This window comes from Pontibacter virosus (assembly GCF_003096355.1).
Taxonomy (GTDB): domain Bacteria; phylum Bacteroidota; class Bacteroidia; order Cytophagales; family Hymenobacteraceae; genus Pontibacter; species Pontibacter virosus.
Window position 1 is genome coordinate 79,450 of record NZ_QEKI01000008.1, and the last position, 19,026, is coordinate 98,475.

18 protein-coding genes are annotated in these 19,026 nt (G+C 52.1%); 4 read left to right on the forward strand and 14 right to left on the reverse strand.

The genetic code is table 11. The features are described from left to right. Nucleotides 1–73: 73 nt before the first annotated feature. From C8E01_RS13200 to C8E01_RS13210, 3 genes are all read right to left on the reverse strand, one after another. Complete coding sequence (locus tag C8E01_RS13200) at nucleotides 74–1,453, reverse strand: NAD(P)/FAD-dependent oxidoreductase (protein ID WP_116543918.1); 1,380 nt, start codon at nucleotides 1,451–1,453, stop codon at nucleotides 74–76. A gap of 147 nt (nucleotides 1,454–1,600) precedes the next feature. Next, a complete protein-coding gene (locus C8E01_RS13205) occupies nucleotides 1,601–1,846 on the reverse strand; it encodes a hypothetical protein (protein ID WP_116543919.1) in 246 nt (81 codons plus the stop codon). A gap of 63 nt (nucleotides 1,847–1,909) precedes the next feature. Next, complete coding sequence (locus C8E01_RS13210) at nucleotides 1,910–2,575, reverse strand: hypothetical protein (protein ID WP_116543920.1); 666 nt, start codon at nucleotides 2,573–2,575, stop codon at nucleotides 1,910–1,912. A 131-nt stretch (nucleotides 2,576–2,706) separates the two neighbouring features. On the opposite strand from C8E01_RS13210, the gene C8E01_RS13215 reads away from it, so the two are divergent. From C8E01_RS13215 to C8E01_RS13225, 3 genes are all read left to right on the forward strand, one after another. Next, entirely contained in the window at nucleotides 2,707–3,390 is a 684-nt protein-coding gene (locus C8E01_RS13215) for a hypothetical protein (RefSeq protein ID WP_116543921.1), read from the forward strand. A gap of 64 nt (nucleotides 3,391–3,454) precedes the next feature. Next, nucleotides 3,455–3,988 (forward strand): hypothetical protein, encoded by a 534-nt coding sequence (locus tag C8E01_RS13220; protein ID WP_116543922.1) that lies wholly within the window; start codon nucleotides 3,455–3,457, stop codon nucleotides 3,986–3,988. A 203-nt stretch (nucleotides 3,989–4,191) separates the two neighbouring features. Then, nucleotides 4,192–4,737 carry an SRPBCC family protein gene (locus tag C8E01_RS13225; RefSeq protein ID WP_116543923.1) on the forward strand — a complete coding sequence of 182 codons (546 nt, stop codon included), beginning with the start codon at nucleotides 4,192–4,194 and terminating at the stop codon, nucleotides 4,735–4,737. 45 nt (nucleotides 4,738–4,782) lie between these two features. Here C8E01_RS13225 and C8E01_RS13230 read toward each other — a convergent pair whose 3' ends face one another. The 10 genes from C8E01_RS13230 to C8E01_RS13275 all read right to left on the reverse strand — a co-directional run bounded on the left by C8E01_RS13230 (nucleotide 4,783) and on the right by C8E01_RS13275 (nucleotide 15,750). After that, nucleotides 4,783–5,253, reverse strand: a complete 471-nt coding sequence (locus C8E01_RS13230) for a DUF421 domain-containing protein (protein ID WP_116543924.1) — start codon at nucleotides 5,251–5,253, stop codon at nucleotides 4,783–4,785. 9 nt (nucleotides 5,254–5,262) lie between these two features. Next, a complete protein-coding gene (locus C8E01_RS13235; RefSeq protein WP_116543925.1) occupies nucleotides 5,263–5,766 on the reverse strand; it encodes a hypothetical protein in 504 nt (167 codons plus the stop codon). A 48-nt stretch (nucleotides 5,767–5,814) separates the two neighbouring features. Then, complete coding sequence (locus C8E01_RS13240) at nucleotides 5,815–6,708, reverse strand: hypothetical protein (RefSeq protein WP_116543926.1); 894 nt, start codon at nucleotides 6,706–6,708, stop codon at nucleotides 5,815–5,817. Between the two features lie 123 nt (nucleotides 6,709–6,831). After that, entirely contained in the window at nucleotides 6,832–7,701 is an 870-nt protein-coding gene (gene dapA / locus C8E01_RS13245) for a 4-hydroxy-tetrahydrodipicolinate synthase (protein WP_116543927.1), read from the reverse strand. Nucleotides 7,702–7,847: 146 nt separating this feature from the next. Then, nucleotides 7,848–8,582, reverse strand: a complete 735-nt coding sequence (locus tag C8E01_RS13250; RefSeq protein ID WP_116543928.1) for a LytR/AlgR family response regulator transcription factor — start codon at nucleotides 8,580–8,582, stop codon at nucleotides 7,848–7,850. Nucleotides 8,583–8,586: 4 nt separating this feature from the next. Further along, nucleotides 8,587–9,600 carry a sensor histidine kinase gene (locus C8E01_RS13255; RefSeq protein ID WP_243409564.1) on the reverse strand — a complete coding sequence of 338 codons (1,014 nt, stop codon included), beginning with the start codon at nucleotides 9,598–9,600 and terminating at the stop codon, nucleotides 8,587–8,589. 413 nt (nucleotides 9,601–10,013) lie between these two features. Further along, entirely contained in the window at nucleotides 10,014–12,026 is a 2,013-nt protein-coding gene (gene ligA / locus C8E01_RS13260; RefSeq protein WP_116543929.1) for an NAD-dependent DNA ligase LigA, read from the reverse strand. Nucleotides 12,027–12,205: 179 nt separating this feature from the next. After that, a complete protein-coding gene (locus tag C8E01_RS13265) occupies nucleotides 12,206–12,700 on the reverse strand; it encodes a DUF4920 domain-containing protein (protein ID WP_116543930.1) in 495 nt (164 codons plus the stop codon). A gap of 121 nt (nucleotides 12,701–12,821) precedes the next feature. Further along, the gene (locus C8E01_RS13270; RefSeq protein ID WP_116543931.1) at nucleotides 12,822–15,173 is read right to left on the reverse strand and encodes a patatin-like phospholipase family protein; all 2,352 of its coding nucleotides are present in this window, start codon (nucleotides 15,171–15,173) and stop codon (nucleotides 12,822–12,824) included. Between the two features lie 13 nt (nucleotides 15,174–15,186). Then, nucleotides 15,187–15,750: a hypothetical protein gene (locus tag C8E01_RS13275; protein WP_116543932.1), complete on the reverse strand. Its 564-nt coding sequence runs from the start codon at nucleotides 15,748–15,750 to the stop codon at nucleotides 15,187–15,189. A 295-nt stretch (nucleotides 15,751–16,045) separates the two neighbouring features. Between C8E01_RS13275 and C8E01_RS13280 the strand changes: the two genes are divergently transcribed. Further along, a complete protein-coding gene (locus C8E01_RS13280; RefSeq protein WP_116543933.1) occupies nucleotides 16,046–16,672 on the forward strand; it encodes a cytochrome c oxidase subunit 3 in 627 nt (208 codons plus the stop codon). A gap of 5 nt (nucleotides 16,673–16,677) precedes the next feature. On the opposite strand, the gene C8E01_RS13285 is transcribed toward C8E01_RS13280, so the two are convergent. Next, nucleotides 16,678–18,867, reverse strand: a complete 2,190-nt coding sequence (locus tag C8E01_RS13285; protein ID WP_116543934.1) for a gliding motility-associated C-terminal domain-containing protein — start codon at nucleotides 18,865–18,867, stop codon at nucleotides 16,678–16,680. Between the last annotated feature and the right edge of the window lie 159 nt (nucleotides 18,868–19,026).

Consider the following 19,026-nt stretch of genomic DNA (forward strand, 5'->3'; position numbering starts at 1 on the left):
CATTTTGCGAAGTGGCGGGAGATGTGACGGTAGTATTAGTGATGGTGGCAGTCTGCATTGGTAGGACCAGTAATTAACAGGAAATAGAATCAGAAAACAGGCCGAAACGCTTGCGCAACTCCCACCAAGTACTGTTTTTCATGGGTGGTTGTCGGTCAGGAAAACGGGTATAGTACTGGCGCATGAGCTCTTCTTCGTAGCGCTGAAAAAATTCCGGATCGAAGTTGACGGCCGGCAGCTCTTGTATGACCTCGTGCAAGGTATAGCCCTGCTGCAGCCAATGGTGACACAGGTCGTGACGGTAGCGCACACCCAACAGGTTTATACCTAACAGCTTCTCCGTCCCCTTGTCATATAACAGGCGAATGGCTTTGGTAGCCTCTGCGTTCTGCCAGTACAGCGATTCGTGCTGTTCTGTGAATTGCGCGGGAACAGTGCCATAGGTCTGATATTCGATGTCGAAGAACTTAGCCGAGTTAAACCAGGGACCCCGCTGGTATGGGGTACGATCGCCGAGCAGGGTGGAGGCCAAGGCCTCGGCGTGCAGCCGACCGGTATACCAGAGTTGCTCCATCATTGGTTGACCCGGAGCGGGGTTTCGGAACTGGGCGCAGTCACTGAGGGCGTACACATCGGGCTGGCTGGTTTCAAAGATCTCGTTTACGAGTATACCCCGGTCAATGTCTAAACCTGCGCCTTTAAGAAATTCTATGTTCGGCTTCACGCCGGTGGTAATGCCTACAAACTGACAGGGGATTTCCTTGCCGCTGCGCGTCCGGATAGCGCGTGCCCTTCCTGATGCGTCAGCCAGAACTTCCTGCAGTTCTTCCTGCAGCAACAGCTCGATGCCGTGCTGTTGGATGTGATCGGTCACAAGCTGGGCCTCTTCCTGGGGTAGTACATTGTGCCAGTACAGTTTGTCCCGGATCAGCATGGTCACGGTAATGCCACGGCTACGGAGCATCTCGGCCATTTCCACACCGATCAGGCCGCCTCCAACGATCACAGCCTGTTGTATACCTGCCGTGTTGGCTTCCATCAGTTCCAGGTCCTGCAGCGAGACAAGGCCTTGAACGCCTTTCAGCGTCTGACCGGGCCAGTCGTAATAAGCGGCGCTGGAGCCGGTGGCGAGCACCAGTTTGTCGTAGTGCAGGTGAGGGCCTTCGCGTAGCACCAGCTTTTTGTCGCTCGTTTCCACCCGTTTCACATAGTCGTGCACCAACTCTATCTTCTGTTCCTGCCAGTACCAGTCGGCATAGGGCACGATATCCTGAAAGCGCATGTGCCCCATGTACACGTACATCAGGGCGGTGCGGGAAAAGTGCAGCCGCGACTCAGCCGACACCATCGTAATGCGACAGTCGCTCTGTTGCCGTACACGCTGCGCCAGGGTAACGCCTGCAATGCCGTTGCCGATGATAACTAAGTGTTCCTGTGCTGTGATCTTCTCCATTGAAAGCCTGTGCAGAACTGCTCGCTATACCTCATTATACCTGACTGTGGCGTGACAGGTATAGCCAAAGATACAAAATAAGGGCAGTCATAAAAAAAAGAAGGCTGGGTGATCCCCAGCCTTCCTCTTCACAAATCTAGTTAAACGTTAGCGGCTTCCGGCGCTACTGCCGACATCCTGTCCACCGTCTTCCACACTTTTACCGCCCTGGCGACCGCCGGTGCGTGGCTCGTTGCCCGTGCTGCGGCCCGCCTGATCACTTTCCTCTGAGCGTGCTATCTGCTCTGACGGATCCTTCTTGGCGGTCGGATGGATGTTTGGCACTTTGTTGCCCTCGTTTATATTGCTTTTGTTTTGCTCTTTGTTCTGGTCTTTATTCTTATCTGCGTTCATCTTCAATCTGTTTTAGTTGTCTTACGTTTTACTCTGATTTGCCCCCAGGGTTCTAACTATACCTTAGTAGCGGTCATAATCCGGGTTGGAGGCGGTGCGGTCCGGCGGACCGTAGCGGCGCGGCTGGCGCTGCTCGTAGTCGCTGTGGCGTTGGCGCAATTCGCCGGTCAATGGATTGTAGCGACGGTTGTAGTCCGGGTCGGAGTTACGATCGCCGTCGTAGCCAAAGCTGAGTGAGCCGGCCATGTTGCCATAGTTCTCACCGCGGCGCTGCGGGTAGTTGTCGGGACGGTAGTCTCCGTCGAAGTTGCCCGAAGTACGGCGGCTGTACAGGTCACCGTACTGCTGACTGCCACCACGAGAACTTCCGCTGCGGTCATTGTAGCCTGAACGGCTGTCGCGCATACCTGCGCTACCGCCATAGCGGCCACCGAAGTCGCTGTAATCACTTTGGCGTGAGCTGTCACCGCGATAGCTTTGCTGGTACTGGCGATCGGTATAGTCGTCGTTGTCTTGCAGGTTGCGGCTGCGGCGGTACACATAATCACCTCCCTGGTTATCGTTGTTATGGTCTCTCTCTCCCAAGTCGCCGTGGCGGGAGCGGTTGTAGGTGGTGTAGTGACTGTCTTCATCTAAACGGTAGGCGCCCCTGTACTGCGATTCGTCCGGACGACGGTTGTCGCGACTGCGATCATCGCGTCGATCCTGCCAGTTATTATATCTGTCCATAGTTTTATCTTGATTGGTACATCCTCTATAAACGCACAAACCGGTTGGGAGTTTAGCACTCGCCTTTAACCCAAAGCGGGGGCATGCCCGTAAACAGTAGCTAGATTATGTAAAAAATAAACCACAACGCTATGAGAAACAACAGAGAAGAAAACCGTGAAAATCGTAATGTGGAGCCACGCTGGGCGCACAGCCACCACCATGGTGAAAACTCAGACCGCGGCAATTACACCGTGGACTCGCGCTTCAACAGCGGTTACGGTGCGCAGGAAGACGATTACTATGACACCAGATCCTTCAACACCAACATAGACCACGAGTACGGCTCCCGGCAGGGGCGCTTTCAGCCAGGCGGGGCACAGTACAGCGGCGAGGATTATGCTTCGAACAGACGCAGAAGAAATGACAACCCCTATGGCATGAGCTATGTGCCGAACGACGACCACAACTCAGACCGCCACTACGACCCGCTGGCCGACTATAGCAACCGGGACTATGATGACCTGCGTCGTCCGGGCAACTCGTGGACACGCTCTGGCCAGTATGATGAGTCCTTCGGACATGATGTAGGAAGTAGGAGAAGAGGTTCAGAAAGTTTCCAGGGGCACTCTTCCATGGGGGACTACGAATCTTACCGCCGCTACGAGATGAACAACCCGGCCTACGACAATGACTACAGCGGGGGCTTTGCCGGCCGTAACCACACCGAAGGTCGCGATCATTTTGGCGAAGACAGTCACTACAGCAACCTCAGCCGCTGGGGACAGGAGAACCGTCCGAAGCGCCGCTCAGAGGACCGACACAACAGACATTAATATGTAAAACCACACAGCCGCAGGAGAGTGATCTTCTGCGGCTGTCATTTTAAAGTATAAAACGATGAGAGATTACAGAGATCAGCATTACGACGACTTTAATCGCCAGTACGAACAGGAGCATCCGCGCCAACAATACTACCGCAACGAGCGCCAAAACTGGGAAAGAAGACGACCAGAAGACGAAGGCGCCGGGCAACAGTACCGTGCAAGATACGAAGAACCACGCATGCGCGAAGGTAACTACCGCGGCGATATGGAGGACTATTACAATACAACTTATGACACCAATAATTATAGTGGTGTGCCGCGGCATGAAGAGTATGGATTGCCGCATGGTTCCGAAAACGACCTGGGAAGAGTAAGCCGCGGCAATCCGCAGTTCTACAACCCTGACAGTTTTGAGCGGACCCGCTACCGCTACAGCACCGGGTACAATCCGAACTACGACAACCCCGAGGAGGGCGACCTGTACCGCGACTTCGACAGCCGGGGTAACCACGGATTCCGACACGACGCATCTTACGGAAATGCCGATGAGTTTCGTGATTTTGGCGACGACCACTATGGCTCCCGCGACCAGAGTGGCCGGTACTAGAGAAGTGACTTGAAAAAATGAGAATACACTATTGTATACTTTTTTTAACACCTACGTATAAGTGACTATACATTAGTATTGAATTTCCATCTGAGAAAGGCCACAGCACAACAGCTGTGGTTTTTTTCAATTTTGTGTGGAATCTTTAAAATTGGATTAATTTATTTTCATTTGATAAAATTTTACGATTCGGGCATATATCCATGAGCATACTCAGATCATTTCTATTAGGTATCGTTACCCTGGTTGCAATACTGGGTATCATATCCATTAGCCTGCCGCGCCAAATTCACATCCAGCGCGATATCATCATCAATGCTTCGCCTGAAGCAACTTACGAGCAGCTGATCGATCTACGCAACTGGCCAAATTGGCTTCCGGGCGACCATAACAGGACAAGCAAAATGCTGAGCTATGCGGGTCCTTCCGTGGGGTCCAGTCTTCATTGGACGAGTGAGCGGCGCAGCATGGGGCAGAGCACCGTCACGATTGTGTCGGCTGAGCCTCCCAAAAAACTAGTCACTGACCTGGAGTTTGAGAAAGAAGACAAGGCGCACAGCACCTTTACGCTTGAAGAAACTGAAGAGGGTACCAAACTCACGTGGCATTTGGAAAAGTATATGGGTGACAATCCCATCCGTAAATTTTCTGGACTGCTGATCGACAGTACTGTGGGAGAGGAGTTTGAGGACGGACTCGCAAATATCAAAAAAGAAGTGGAGTCTAAAAACGTGCTGACCGACAATTAAGCATTGACTTTATTGGATAGAGTCTCAAGGTATAGCCTGAAAAAGCTATACCTTTTCTATTTCCTTTTGTTCCTGTTCTTTCGGTATGATGGTGATTTTGCCGTCTTTTTCCAGAATAGCGTACTTGATCTGATCGAGCCGCTGTAGCCCTTGCAGCGCCCGGGCTGATTCCATAATATCCGCCTCGTCTACCCGCACTTTCTTCAGCCGGTCGTGCAGCAACTTACCATCGTCCAGAATAATGACCGGCACCCCGTCCAGCACCTTGCCAAAGTAATTGAATTTCTGCTTGAGAAGCGAGAGACTGATGTCGGCCAGCAAAAGGGTGACGATCAGCACAAAGCTGTTGGTCATGGACTGGTCTTCGCCAACAAGTGCCTGCTCCGCCGTTTCGGCAATGATCAGTAAGAGCACAAAGTCGAAGACGGTGGCCTCGTACAGGGTTCTTTTGCCGCTTACCCTGAAAATGATCATCAGGAATACATACAGGATCAATCCTCTGATAACGGTTTCCATAACGTAGACTTAGGGGTATATAAATTGAGTGATAGCAACCTTCTTTTCGGAAGTAGAAAAATGAAGTGGCATAGAGCCCATGCCATTAGGCGTCAGGTAAAAGGTGACAGCAAATGGCTGGTTGGCGGAAGCGAAACGGTAGGTAATGCCCTTTTCGGTGGCATAGACCTCTGAAGGTTCAGGCACCACTTTATCAACTTCAAGCTTCTCGTGAAATTCCTTGCTTAGGTGCAGGTCGGTGAGGGTATCACTGGCGGAGGGTTTAAGTTTCACTTTGATTTCGGCCGGGGCGCCCCGTCTCAAAAAGCGTTCATACTCCACTTCGAGTCCTTCGGCACTGTCACCGGCCTTTAAGGTCTGAAAGTTGCCAATGCCACCATCACCCGTAAATCCCAGTAAAGCGGCAATTACTACGAGGGCCATCAGGACCCAGGCTACCCGCTGGATTTTCCAGTTGGCGCTTTCCAGTTCAATATCCTCGTCGATGTCGAGTTCGCCTCTGTGTTTTTTCACGGCTATACCTTGCGTTTGCTTTCGCAGGTATATAACGCTTGGGCAAATTTATGGTTTTGCCAGGCTTTCGGGGCTTGCGATTTCGGGGTAGGCTTCTGTCCTAAAATCGGCCACTTTTTTGTAAAGCTTGCCTTTTTCGGCCAGCGAAGATAGGAAGAGCGTGACTTTGGAGGTGTTGAAGTGGTTGGACAGATCGGCCAGTAAATCCGGTATACCATCGCGGTCGAGGTCGCCGACCCAGAGGAGCACGTAAATGGCGCTTTCAAAGTTCTCGTCAGAAGCCAGTTCCTGTGTGATCCTGCGCCCGTTTTTGGTGCCCGTCACCGTCCACTTGTAGTTCTGGACAGAGTAAGATTCAGAGCCCTCTTGTTGTATACTGTCGCCCGTGGCAACCAGGGTATAGGTCTTGCCTTTATACCTGAGGTCAATGGAAGTGTTTGGGAGGATCACCTGGTTTGGATATCCTACAGTGTCGACGGCACTTTCCTGTAGTTTGGCTGTACCTGTCACGAAGAAAAGGGTATTCGGGTGCTCGCCGCGCACTTCACGACCCGAGCGCACCTGGCGGCCTTTGTCGTAGACCGGATCGAAAAAGCTGGTGACTTGCAAACCGCTGGGTTGTAGCCTGAAAATGCTGTCGTCCTGCACGAGCGCCATCCAGGGCTTTTGCTCCACGCCCTGCCATACCTCATGCTTATGGAAGCGCCCTTCGATCATGATCTTGGCGGCCGTGCTGGGTTCCGGGCTCAGGTCTGTCGTGTCGGGAGTATAGTGCTGCAACTCGTCGTCAGGAGGCAATGTGGCTGAGTCGGGTGCCTGCACCAGGCTGGTGTCTTTCTCTAGGAGATGCGTATGATCCGTTTGGTTGGCCTGCGACTGGTCCGGGGAGTTGTTGCAGGCTGCCATGCTCAAAGCTAAAAACAGGATCGCAGGTATACGCATGGTGGTCAGGTATTAGGATAGAAGAAAACGAATATAGCGAAAATATCTTTGGTACATACAAAAAACAGGAAGGCTGACCAGCGCCGACCTTCCTGCTTTGTTAGCTATACCTTGCGCAGCTGGCTACAGCTGCTTGTAAAGTCTGTCTCTGAGACCGGCAGTGGCCTCCACCAGCGGAAGGCGCACCGCACCACCGCATACGCCGAAGCGCTCCAACAGTGCCTTCACACCCACCGGATTGCCTTCTTCATACATCATCGGGTTGATGTCGACGAAGTCGAAAAGCAGGTCAGAAGACTCTTTAAACTGGTTAGACAAACCGAGACGTACCATCTTGCTAAACTTCTCCGGGAAGGCATTGGCCAGTACGGAGATCACACCCACAGCACCGAAGGCAATCATTGGTAGGGTAAGCATGTCGTCGCCGCTGATCAGCATAAAATCAGCCGGCTTGTGCTTGGCAATGTGCATGCATTGCTCCAGGTTACCAGATGCTTCTTTGATGCCGATGATGTTTTGGTGAGCCGCCAGACGCACGGTGGTGTCAGGGGCTATGTTGCTGCCTGTACGACCCGGCACGTTGTACAAAATCACTGGTATCGGGCAGGCATCGGCTATCTGGGTATAGTGCTGGTATATACCTTGCTGAGAAGGCTTGTTGTAGTAAGGGCTCACCGATAGCACGGCGGTTATACCGTCCAGATCCGTTTTCTGGATTGTGTCGAGAACATGCTGTGTGTTGTTGCCGCCCAAACCGTATACCAGTGGCACACGGCCGTTCACGTGCTTCTTCACAAAAGCCAGAATCTCGGCTTTCTCTTCAGCTGTTGTCGTTACTGACTCCCCCGTGGTTCCGTTCACCACCAGGTACTCCACGCCACCTTCTATGGTGAAATCAAGCAACTGGCGCAGCCCGTCGTAGTCTACGTCCAGGTTGCTGGCAAATGGGGTTACCAAAGCAACACCCGTTCCTTTTAATTTATCTTGTATCATGCGCTGTTTTTCTAATGCGCGAAGTTCGAATTATCCGACGGAATCTGCAAACAGGAAAACAGGAATCCGTAATCAGCAAACAATTGTCAATAAATAGAAGATCACACAAAAATATCTAATACGCTTCTCCGTAAAATTTCCACTACCTACTGTATATTATTCTCCTCCACCCAATGCATAAAGTGGTCTTTGTATACCTCGCCGATCGGGATTTCCTTGTTGCCGATGCGGATGCGGCTTTTCTCGATGCTGTCAATTTTGTGCAGGGCTACGATGAAGGAGCGGTGCACGCGGATGAACTTTGACTCGGGTAGCTTCTCCATGGCTTTGTTCATGCTCAGGAGCGTGATAATCTTCTGATTTTTGGTCTGTATGATGATGTAGTCCTTCAAACCCTCGATCCAGAGGATGTCAGAAAATTCGACGCGAACGGTCTTGTAGTCGGCTTTCACGAACATAAACTCCTGCTCAGGCACAGCTGGAGCAGGAGCGGCAACCGGGACCTCTGGGGCTTTCTGGCTGCGCTGCAGACGTTCCTGCGCTTTGGTGACGGCCTTCAGGAAGCGGTCGTAGGGAATGGGCTTGAGGAGGTAGTCCACTGCGTCGTGGTTAAAGCCCTCAAGTGCATAATTGGGGTAGGCCGTCGTAAAAATGATCAGCGGCTGGTTTTTGAGAATGTTCAGAAACTGTATACCGGTGAGCTCGGGCATCTCGATGTCCAGAAACATGAGGTCGATCTGCTCTTCCTGCAACACCTGCATGGCCTCTGTGGCGCTGGAGCACGTTTTCACAAGTTTAAGGAAAGGCAGTTTGCTCACATAGCTCTCAATGATATCGAGGGCAAGGGGCTCATCGTCAACGGCAAGGCAGCGAATGGTCATAGCTTTATTTTATTGGTTGGAAGTACAGTTTCAGGGAAGCGAAAAATGTGTCGTCTTTATCTTCTAGATACAGTTCGTGTCGTTGTGGGTAGAGCAAGTTAAGGCGTTGCTTTAGATTTTGCAAACCAATGCCGCCAAAGTCCCTTTTTTTGTGGGTGCTGCTATTGTTGACAGTCGAAAAGTGCAGCCAGTCTTCCGTCACTACCAGATTTAGCGTGATGCCCACCTCGTTGCGGCTTACCAGCCCGTGTTTAAAAGCGTTCTCCACCAGCGTCATCAAAAGCATCGGGGCAATCTGTTTGCCTGCCAGGTCGCCGTCCACGTTCAGGCGGATGCTGGTCTGCTCGCGCAGGCGCAGCTTCTGCAGGTCAATAAAGTTTTGGATATGCTCTACCTCCTTCTCCAGACTCACCAGCGTGTCGTTGCTTTCATACAGCATGTAGCGCATCAGGAGCGAGAGCTTCATGATAGCGTCGGGTGTCTCGGGGGACTGCTTATAGGCCAGTGAGTAGATGTTGTTGAGCGTGTTGAAGAGAAAGTGCGGATTCACCTGCGACTTCAGGAAGTTCAGTTCGGCAGCCAGTTTCTGGTTCTCAAGCTCCTTGTTGCGCCGTTCGTTGCGTATGTAGTTACCCGTTACCTTCAGGGCCGAACTAATGAAGACAACGATCAAACCGGCCAGCACATAGTTGAGAATGCGGTCGAAAGAGTAGAGAACCGTCATACCCGGGTTGAACTCCCGGAAGACATAGAAGTCAAGCGGGGATCGCACCAAGGCTACAGCGGTCAGCGTGAGCAACACGACTCCTAGGTAGGCGAAAATCTGGTTTCTGGCAAGGAAGCGAGGAATAAGCACATACCAGTTGAGGTAGAAGATCATCATGGCGAAACTTAGGCCTATCAGCGAGTCGACCGCCTTATTAAAGGTAAGACCGCGCTGAAACTGGATATAGAAGATCCAGGCTCCAAAAAATGCCCAGGCTGCCACATGGATGGCTAATTTGTACCGCTTCTTCATGGTAAATGGTGGTAGGGCTATCAAGTTCAAGGCTGCGTCGTGAATGGCTAATGAATGCTTTAGTAATATCAGTCTTTTGCTGAAGTTAAGCAATATTTCCACGCTTCCATATAACCACGACCCTATACTATACGGATGGGCAAGCCTGCCCTATCAATTCTACTTTTTATAAGATTAAAACCTGAAAGGGAGTGAAACGGTTGTTTGTATAACATTTTCGGCTGTTCGTCTATTTCATTTTTATTTGTCGGCTTAAATGGCTCCATTTGTAGCATGCTTTCCGGCTCCATGCAGTGTCGGGAAGACGGGCCTTATAGCCTGAATCAGAGTTTAATTGTTTTATTGTTTGTTTGTAAATGAATAAGCGTCGGCCTCTTGTAGACCGACGCTTATTTTTTGTAAGCAGATTAAAACTAGTGACTTACCATGCCCAAAAACTCGTCTTCGGAGAGAATGGTAATGCCGAGTTTGTTGGCTTTCTCCAGTTTGGAAGGTCCCATCTTATCGCCGGCCACCAGGTAGGAGAGTTTGGCGGAGATAGAGCTAACCACCTTGCCGCCATGACTCACAATAATGCGCTGCAATTCGTCGCGGCTCATGCTCTCGAACACGCCTGAGATCACAAAGGTCTTACCCTCCAGCTTGTTGCTTTCCATTTCAGGAGCGGTGTTCTCACCCTTGAACTGCAGGCCAGCAGCCTTCAGGCGCGCGATCAGTTCCTGGTGCTTTGGCATGCTGAAATACTGCAACAGCGACTGGGCAATGCGATCACCAATCTCGTTCACCGCTATCAGCTCTTCATACATCGCACCGCGTAACGCTTCGATATCCGGGAACTGCTCAGCCAGTTTTTTAGCCACGGTGCTACCCACATAGCGTATGCCCAGCGCAAACAGCACACGGTCGTATGGCGTCTGCTTCGACTTCTCTAAACTGTTGAGGATGTTATTGGCCGATTTCTCGCCCATGCGCTCCAGGTTCACCAGCTGGTCGAAGGTGATGTCATAGAGATCGGCCACATTGTGCACAAACCCGGCCTTGTAAAGCTGCTCGATGGTTTTTGGGCCGAGCTCGTCGATGTTCATAGCCTTGCGGGAAATAAAGTGTTCCAGCTTGGACATGATCTGCGGTGCGCAGCCTTCTTCGTTCGGGCAGTAGAAGTTCGCCTCGCCTTCGGTTCGCACCAGTTGGGAGCCGCAAGCCGGGCAGTGCGTCGGGTAAATGATTGGCAAGGAGTCAGCAGGGCGCTTGCTGAAATCCACGCCCGTGATCTTCGGTATAATCTCGCCGCCCTTTTCTACGTGCACGATGTCGCCCAGACGCAGGTCAAGGCGTTGGATTTCGTTGGCATTGTGCACAGAGGCACGCTTCACAACCGTGCCGGCCAACAGCACTGGCTCCATAATGGCCACCGGCGTAACGGCGCCTGTACGGCCAATCTGATATTGTATGTCGAGCAAACGGCTCACAGCGCTCATGGCCGGGTACTTGTAGGCGATCGCCCAGCGCGGACTCTTGGCAGTATAGCCCAGCTCTTCCTGTAGGGCATAGCTGTTCACTTTCACCACCACGCCGTCTGTCGCAATTGGTAGTTCATGGCGTTTCTGTTCCCACTCGTTGATGTAGTCCAGCACGGTATCGATGGAGCTGCACTTACGCCAGGTATCTGATACCTTGAAGCCCCATTTCTGGATGGCTTGCAGACTCTCGGAATGCGTGTCAAAAGGACTTGACGAGCTCATGAAGCCGTAGGAGAAACAACCCAGTTTGCGGCTGGCCACAATGGCTGAGTCCTGCTGCTTAAGCGTGCCGGATGCAGCGTTGCGTGGGTTGGCTAAGAGTTGTTCGCCCGCCTCTTCGCGGTCGGCGTTGAGCTGCTCAAATACCTGTAGGGGCAAAAAGACCTCGCCACGAACCTCAAAGCTTTCCGGATACTCTTTCCCATGTACCTGCAGTGGAATGTCGCGGATCGTGCGTACGTTGGACGTGATATCATCGCCCCGGGTGCCGTCGCCGCGGGTAGCGCCCTGCACAAATTCACCGTTCTCGTAGGTCAGGCTGATGGCCACGCCGTCGAACTTCTGCTCGCACACATACTCTACTTCGTCACCTACGATCTTGCGCACACGCTTATCAAATTCCCGCAGGTCTTCTTCTGAATAAGTGTTGCTGAGCGAAAGCATCGGGTACCTGTGGTATACCGTTTTGAAACTCTTGGTGATCGTGCCGCCCACCCGCTGGGTAGGGGAGTTGGGCTGGCGTAGTTCCGGGTGCTGTTGCTCCAGTTGCTGCAGTCGCTCGAGCATCATGTCAAACTCGTAGTCACTGACTTCCGAAATGCTGTTCTGGTAGTATTGGTAATTGAGGTAGTTTATGCGTTGGGTGAGCTCCTGAATCTCAGTAGCCGGATCTTGTGCTATGGCCATAGGGTATTTCTGTTTGGTGTGTAAAAATAGAGAACCGAGGGCAGGCTGCCAAGTACGATCCGCTTTAAAATCTATCTTTGCGTGATCCCAATCGCCAAGGTATAAGGGACACAGTTAGGTATAAAAAAAGCGGCTGCTCCGAAAGAACAGCCGCTTAGGTATAGGTATAGCGGAACCGCCTATTTCAGTTTTACGCCGTCGGCTACAAAGCGCAGCTCTTCTCTTGGCTGGGTAATGGCGGCGATCTCCTCCGCTGACTTGCCGGCATCCTCGGCAAAGTGGCGCTGGTCCTCCACCGATATCACCTCATGCCTGGCCATACCTGTAAATACCGCCGTCTTGCCTGATAAATCTTGTACAGGCAGGAAAAAACCATAGTCGCGGAAAGTCACCTTCATGGTGCTACCGTCCTCCAGTTTCACATCCATCCAGCACCCTTTTGACTGGCAGCTTTCTACAATCTCAGCGGCAACGGTGGCCTGAATAGAGTCGTTTCCGCTGACAGCTTCCTGTAACTGACCAGCTGAGAGCACGTTTTGTTCTTCGAAGGAAACGCCGTACACATTCGCATCAGTAGCAGCCTCAGCGGTTTCCTGACCTTCAGCTGTGGTGTTGCTCTGTGAGCAGGCCTGCAGCACAGCAGCGGTCAGCAGTAATACAAATAGTTTTTTCATGGAGGTATGACTTTTCGTGTTTCCCAAATATAGAGATTAAACACCAAGGGCAAAAGCCTGCCATTCTGTTCATACCAAAAAGGATGTATGCACAGCAGAAACGGTATGCAAGGATGGCCTTTTATTCCAACGCCCTGTTCTGATACAGCAAGAAGCCTAAGTGAAACAAGACCCCCCACTCCTTGGACTTGTCGTTGTAGTAATTGAGACTGAGGGCGGCCGGGCCGAGAATACCGTGGTAGACAACAGCAGCCGTGGCGGCTACGCCCGTACCCGTCAATCGTTTGCCGTAATAAGCCTGCTGGTTTTCGTCTTGGAGAATTGGCCGATAAGGCTGGAACAGGTAGCCTTCTGTACGTGCCTCCAGCCGGGGAGTGAGCAGGTATACATATTGCAGCCCTCCCGCCACGAATTCATGTGCGCGAAAGCGGTCCAGAAATAAGGTACGGCTGTCCGCCAGCGGGTGAAAGGCGGGGGCCATGGTTAGTGTTGAGCGGTAGTTGTTGAAAAAAGGCTGCGTCGAGATCGCACCCTCCAGTCTATAGCCGATGCGGTGGTTTCCGAATCCCCTGAAGTCCTCAAAAAGAAGCCGGCCATAAAACCAACTGTGATCTTCAGACAGGCTGCGTGATTGGTTGGCAGTTGAACCGGGCCTATACCTTTCCGATGCATTTACCATACGCCCTGTGGCTGTAAACGAGCGTCCACCGGAAGGATACTGTTTTCGGTTGAGCCCACCTCTTCTGAAAACGGCACCCACTGTCATCCCACTTGTTGCTGTTCGGTCGAGGGTGTCGGAACGCTGTATCTCCAGGCGGTTGCTATACCTGTCGATATGCTGCACATAGGCCGTGCTGAGTACCAACCTGCCTTTGTAAGTGTTGGTAAAGCCCAGGTTAAGGGCAAAATTCCGGTCAGTCTGCTCGAGTAGCGGCAGGTTGTTACGCTCCAGCAGCAAGCCGGTGGTGGAAAGAAAATTCCAGTGGTTGTAAGTAAAGGCGGGTTCGATGTAATAAGGCAGACTGGCGGGTACGTCGATGCGCGTACGCAGTTGGGCACCCTGGTAAAAACGACCTGTCTGGAAGCTACCTGCAAAGGTATAAAGCTGCCGCCCGAGCACACTGTACTCCAGACCGGCATAGATGTTGTCGATCGGGCGCGAGGCGATCACGCCCCCCAAGGCTATTTTCAGACCGTCTTCCTTCTTCACATTTAAGAGCAGATCGTAGGCCTTCGCTTTGGCATCGTAGCGCATGGTGGGGTACAGGTTGCGGAAGTTGTCGATGGCGGCCAGGCGGTAATAACCTGTCTTGATGTCCTGCATGGTATAGCCTTCCTCCCGCGAATTTCGGAAAAAGCGTCCGACGAATTCCTGCTGATTTTTTTTCAGACCCTGTATCTCCACATTGCGGAATGTATGGGGCTGAAAGCCGCTTCTGAATTGCTCGCGCTTTGCAACAAGATCCTCTGCGCTCACTCTGCGTTTTATTTTCTGCAGGATCTGGTCCATGTTATTATTTGTCTCTTTGTAACCAGCCACGAAAAAGTCCTCTACATTTTTGAAATCAAGCGAGTTGAGGTTACCCAGCTCAGGCTGCAGGTATACGTCCTTCTCTGTGAGCGCTGTAGAGTCTGAGTTCGACATCATGGCGTAGAGCAAGGTATAGGCCAGGTCAAAGTCATCCTTGTCGTAGGGGTACTCGCTGTACGTTTTAGAGGACACATTCACGCCTATAATGATGTCCGGGTCGAAATCTTTGCGGGCCACATCCACAGGAAAGTTGTTGTAGAGCCCACCGTCAAACAGCAGGCGCTTGTCTATCCGGATCGGCTTGTAGAAAAGCGGCACCGTGAGCGTAGCCCGAACGGCATCGGCCAGTTGCCCTTTGCGCAGGATCACCTGCTGCTGTGTAAAAATATCGGCGGCCACGCAGCGGTAGGGTACCATCAGTTTGTCGAAGTCGTAGCCGGCGCGGGCGGCAGGCTGGGAGAGGAGCTGGGCCAATGCAAAATTGAGCGAGGCATCATTCACCAGATTAGAAGTGAGCTTGGCCTGAAAAGCTGAGTCTACTGCCACATGCAGCTTCAGCAGGGAAGGGTTAGGGTCCGGCGAGGCGAAGTTGTAGGTATAGTTCTGCTCCGGCTTACCGGTGGCCCAGGCCTGAAAGGCCTCTGTGTGAACCAAATACTCGATCTCGGCAGGGGAGTAGCCGGCCGCGTACAGCGCCCCTACAATGCCACCCATGGAAGTGCCCACAATATAGTCGATGGGGATGTTATTTTCCTCCAGTGCCTTTAGAACACCCACATGTGCCAGGCCCTTGGCGCCGCCCCCACTGAGCACGAGGGCCACTTTTTGGGCATAGCTTGCCTGAGGTCCGCTGAGCAACAGGACCCAGAGCAACAGGTAGGTGAGGGCGTTTCTGTATACCTGCATCAGTAAAAGATGGCGGGCAGCCTGCAATAGGCGCATAGTTTGTGTTTTATCAGTTCCTAAGGTCAGACCAACGTGCACTGTGTATCGTGAACAGCATTCGCCCGGTCAGCCTGGAGGTATAACGAGCGGGCACCCGCAGCCGCAGATCCTGCAACATCAGCTCAAAGCTGGTGCTGAAGGTGATCGTGTTACGATCAGGCGTGAAAGTGACCGGCACAACCATTTCTTTGACGATACCTTGTATGTTGATGAAGACCCTGCTGTTCAGTGTTTGCCTGTTTCTGTTGCCAGCATTGATCTGCTCGACCGGTGCCTCGATCTCAATATACAGCTCTGGGTAGCGAGATGCAAAAAAGATGTCCTGCACCATGGCTACCGGGCTGGAGTCGTTGGCTGGCAGCAGGTTCTCGATGGGCAGCAGGCACTCGAGCTTGCGGGTGTTCTGATCGTAGCGCACCAGCATTTTGGCTGACTGGAAGTCGTAGGTGCTGTGCTCCCCCTCCAGGCTAATCTGCATGCTGTTATTAGCCGTGTAAGGTATGCGGTGTTGCTGCGCCTGCCCTGTCAGCACCATCATGAAAAAGCAAAGCACAGGCAGTAGAGATTTTGTCATAGTAGGGTTCGTAGTAGCATGTACTCCTGCTAACGCAAATCAGATGTGAAAGGTAAAGCAGCGGCTTAGCTTTTATGACCGGAAATTTTCGCAAAATGAGCTATGTACTGCCACGCACTGGCTAAACCTAGTCCAAAGTGGAAATTAGACCGCAAAATCTTATTTTTTATGGGGCATTTTCAAAACTATAACCCCCACTACTTGGTATATAGAATTAGATAAATTACCCGCAATTCAAATTGAACAGAGGAGGCCCGCAGCCATAAGTCGGGAATGCTCGGGGAGATGACTCGACATGAACCAGGACAGAAAGAATAAGGTAGACGCACGCCAGGGCTCCGCGTTTGGCAAGATAGAGCATCTGCACCCGATCCGGATGCTGCTATACCTGAGCATGATCGGTATCGGCGTGCTGTTCTTTGTGCTGGTGGTGGCATTCGTACGGACAGGCGGCTTCGGCAGCGAACAGTTCTCACTCCCAAAGTTTTTCAGTATCAGCACGCTTATCCTGCTCTTTAGCAGCTATACCATCAGCAAAATACCGCGCATTTACAAAAAGGACAAGCTTCGCAAAATGACCCGCTACCTGGCTCTCACATTCCTGCTGGGGGTAGCCTTTATCGGGGCGCAGATTTTGGGCTGGCGTGAACTGGCCCTATCGGGTGCTTACTTTACCGGCAAAGCCTCGGGCAGTTACTTATACCTGATCACGTCGCTGCACCTGCTCCACCTGCTGGGCGGCATGATTTTCCTGGCCTTCCTGCTGATCAAAACAGCCCATATGGCAAACGATGGCGTGCGTAGCCTGATCTTCATCAGAGACCCATACCGTCGACTGCAGCTGTCCATGCTGAACACCTATTGGCATTTCCTGGGAGCACTCTGGCTCACGCTATACCTGGTAATTCTCTTCATGGCCTAAGCGCACTATCGTACCAGCGTTACAGAGCCCTTGAATTTATCTGCACCATAATCGATCACGTAGTAATATATCCCGTCATTCACGTCTTTGCCGTCCCACTTAAAGTTGTGCACCGTGCTTGAGAATACTTCCTTGCCCCAGCGGTTGTAGATGCGGATGTGCTGGAAGGAGCTGGTGCAGGCATCTGCCGGCATACCTGGTATCTCGAAGAAATCGTTGAGGCCATCGGCATTGGGCGTGAAAATATTGGGAGGCGTGAAGTCCTTATAGTCCGGCACTTTCACCTTGAACTCCATGGTGATAAGCTGCATCGGAGAGGGAGCACAGGCGTCTTCCAAAAGCATAAAATCTACCCGGAGCACACCCTGTTGAAAGGCTTCGCAGTTTGCCGTCCAGTTAAACTTGCCTGTCGCAGTACCCGGACCACCGGTAGCCGAAAAGGTCATGCCCAAGCTGGCCAGGTCAAAGTTCTCGCCAAGTGCCTGCATGCTGAGCATGTGTTTGTCCAGATCAGTGCCCGTAAAATTGGCCTCAAAAGGTTCGTTCAAATCCAACTCAAACACCAGCACTTGTTTGTCAGTTGTAAGCACCGGTGGCTGGTTCGGGTAGTCCGTCCTGACTTCAATAACTTCCGTCTTTGTCAACTCCTTTCCGCATACCATGGACGTCGCCGTGAATTCAATCTGATAGGAATCCTGCCGGAGCGTTTCGCAATCTATCTGCCAATTGAAAGGAGACTGCACCTGCCCGATACCGCTGCTGGTCTGGAAAGTGATCGGTACGGAGTTGATATCGAAATTCAATCCTTTGGCCGAAATGGTAACTTCATCGTTGTCGGCATCAAAGCCCAGCACGTTAAAGTCAATCACATCGCCTTCCATGACAGTGTAAAGTTTGTCAGGCCGCGAGAGCTGAATGGAGGGTGGCTCGTTCGGAATGGGATCGATGACGAAGCTTACCTGCAGCGTATCCTGCCTTGGCAGACTGCAGCCATTGTCCTTCACGATCAGGTTAAGTTTGTAGACCTGTCCCTCTGTATCGAAGCATTCATCAAAGCACACGTTAGCCTGCAGCGATTCCTGCCCACCAGGCGTGTTCACGATGCCGGTGGTAGTGCCTGTGAAGGTATAGAGATCACTGCTAAAGTTAACGGGGCGAGCATAGAGCGTGATTCTGGAGTTAGGGTCCGGATCCGTAAACTCTACATTCAGGCAGCGGGCGTCGGTCGGGCTGATCCGGATGACGTCGCCTTGTTTGTAGTTCGTGGTCTGGCCGTTTACCTTCGCCTGTACAACAGGACTTTCATTGCGCGGACAATCCTTAACAAGCAGCTGAAAGTCTCGTCGCACTTCCCCGATCTTCACACCGGCGCGGTATTCCTGCACGCGCACGGCAAATACGAAGAGGCCAATGCGGTCCGGCCGAACCGTCAGGCGGCCTGTGTGCTTTTCGATGATGATGGGAGGTGAGCCCTGTATCTGATTCTCGCGGTTATACCCGGGTTGCCACCTGATTTCCGGATAGGGAGCAGGTCTGGCAATTGGGGCGGCATTGGTTGGGTCGGCAGTGGCATATCCATTGAGCGGCGTCACCATGTCATACACCAGTGAGTCACCGTCGGCATCGGTGCCGCTAAAGTCGTAGTAAAACAGCTCATTGGCGCAGGCATAGTCACTTAGCGGCGGAAAAAGTCGGGGGGAAGAGTTGACGAATTGTGTACCGTTTTTGGTGACAGGCGGAAACTCCATGTAGAAGACCTGGCCGGCTGCGTCCGGCATCACAATGTTGTTGATGGTGCGGTTGCGGCAGCAGCGCTCCCAGGCCATGTAGTAACCCTGCTGGTTGTTAAACATATTAGGGGACAGGATAACATCCTGTGAGTACACAATGCGGCGGGTGCGTAACTCCCCAATCGTGCAGGCAATATCGGTGTAGTCCACAAAGGTGTCGCTGCGCAGCGGCAGCTGTACGTCCATCTTGAAAAGATTGGTCTGCTTATCAAATATCCGGATGTTGGCAAAGGGGTCCCGGGCGCCTGGCGTGCCGTTCACATCGTCGAAGTAGAGGTTCATGGTGATACGGTAGGTATAGCCTGAGCGATGCTCTATCTCCAGTTCGCCACCTACAATATGCGAGGCCATAGCCTGCAGGCTAACCATCAGGAGGCACATCAAAAGAAGTAAAGCGTGTTTCATGTAGGGCAGAGTTTTGGGATTTACTTCAAATTCCGGTAGTACAGCACTGGTAGTGGGGTATAAGTTACATGAAATCCTGAAACTTCGCTATATAGTCTAGAACTTTGTGCGAATAGCATCCAACATTCAGGTAAGTTTTTCGTTATATGGCATCTGGGA

Excerpts from the sequence above, each read along its gene's own strand:
- C8E01_RS13200 (WP_116543918.1), bottom strand. The coding sequence starts at position 1,453 with ATGGAGAAGATCACAGCACAGGAACACTTAGTTATCATCGGCAACGGC.
- C8E01_RS13205 (WP_116543919.1), bottom strand. The coding sequence starts at position 1,846 with ATGAACGCAGATAAGAATAAAGACCAGAACAAAGAGCAAAACAAAAGC.
- C8E01_RS13210 (WP_116543920.1), bottom strand. The coding sequence starts at position 2,575 with ATGGACAGATATAATAACTGGCAGGATCGACGCGATGATCGCAGTCGC.
- C8E01_RS13215 (WP_116543921.1), top strand. The coding sequence starts at position 2,707 with ATGAGAAACAACAGAGAAGAAAACCGTGAAAATCGTAATGTGGAGCCA.
- C8E01_RS13220 (WP_116543922.1), top strand. The coding sequence starts at position 3,455 with ATGAGAGATTACAGAGATCAGCATTACGACGACTTTAATCGCCAGTAC.
- C8E01_RS13225 (WP_116543923.1), top strand. The coding sequence starts at position 4,192 with ATGAGCATACTCAGATCATTTCTATTAGGTATCGTTACCCTGGTTGCA.
- C8E01_RS13230 (WP_116543924.1), bottom strand. The coding sequence starts at position 5,253 with ATGGAAACCGTTATCAGAGGATTGATCCTGTATGTATTCCTGATGATC.
- C8E01_RS13240 (WP_116543926.1), bottom strand. The coding sequence starts at position 6,708 with ATGCGTATACCTGCGATCCTGTTTTTAGCTTTGAGCATGGCAGCCTGC.
- dapA (WP_116543927.1), bottom strand. The coding sequence starts at position 7,701 with ATGATACAAGATAAATTAAAAGGAACGGGTGTTGCTTTGGTAACCCCA.
- C8E01_RS13250 (WP_116543928.1), bottom strand. The coding sequence starts at position 8,582 with ATGACCATTCGCTGCCTTGCCGTTGACGATGAGCCCCTTGCCCTCGAT.
- C8E01_RS13255 (WP_243409564.1), bottom strand. The coding sequence starts at position 9,600 with ATGAAGAAGCGGTACAAATTAGCCATCCATGTGGCAGCCTGGGCATTT.
- ligA (WP_116543929.1), bottom strand. The coding sequence starts at position 12,026 with ATGGCCATAGCACAAGATCCGGCTACTGAGATTCAGGAGCTCACCCAA.
- C8E01_RS13265 (WP_116543930.1), bottom strand. The coding sequence starts at position 12,700 with ATGAAAAAACTATTTGTATTACTGCTGACCGCTGCTGTGCTGCAGGCC.
- C8E01_RS13270 (WP_116543931.1), bottom strand. The coding sequence starts at position 15,173 with ATGCGCCTATTGCAGGCTGCCCGCCATCTTTTACTGATGCAGGTATAC.
- C8E01_RS13275 (WP_116543932.1), bottom strand. The coding sequence starts at position 15,750 with ATGACAAAATCTCTACTGCCTGTGCTTTGCTTTTTCATGATGGTGCTG.
- C8E01_RS13280 (WP_116543933.1), top strand. The coding sequence starts at position 16,046 with ATGAACCAGGACAGAAAGAATAAGGTAGACGCACGCCAGGGCTCCGCG.
- C8E01_RS13285 (WP_116543934.1), bottom strand. The coding sequence starts at position 18,867 with ATGAAACACGCTTTACTTCTTTTGATGTGCCTCCTGATGGTTAGCCTG.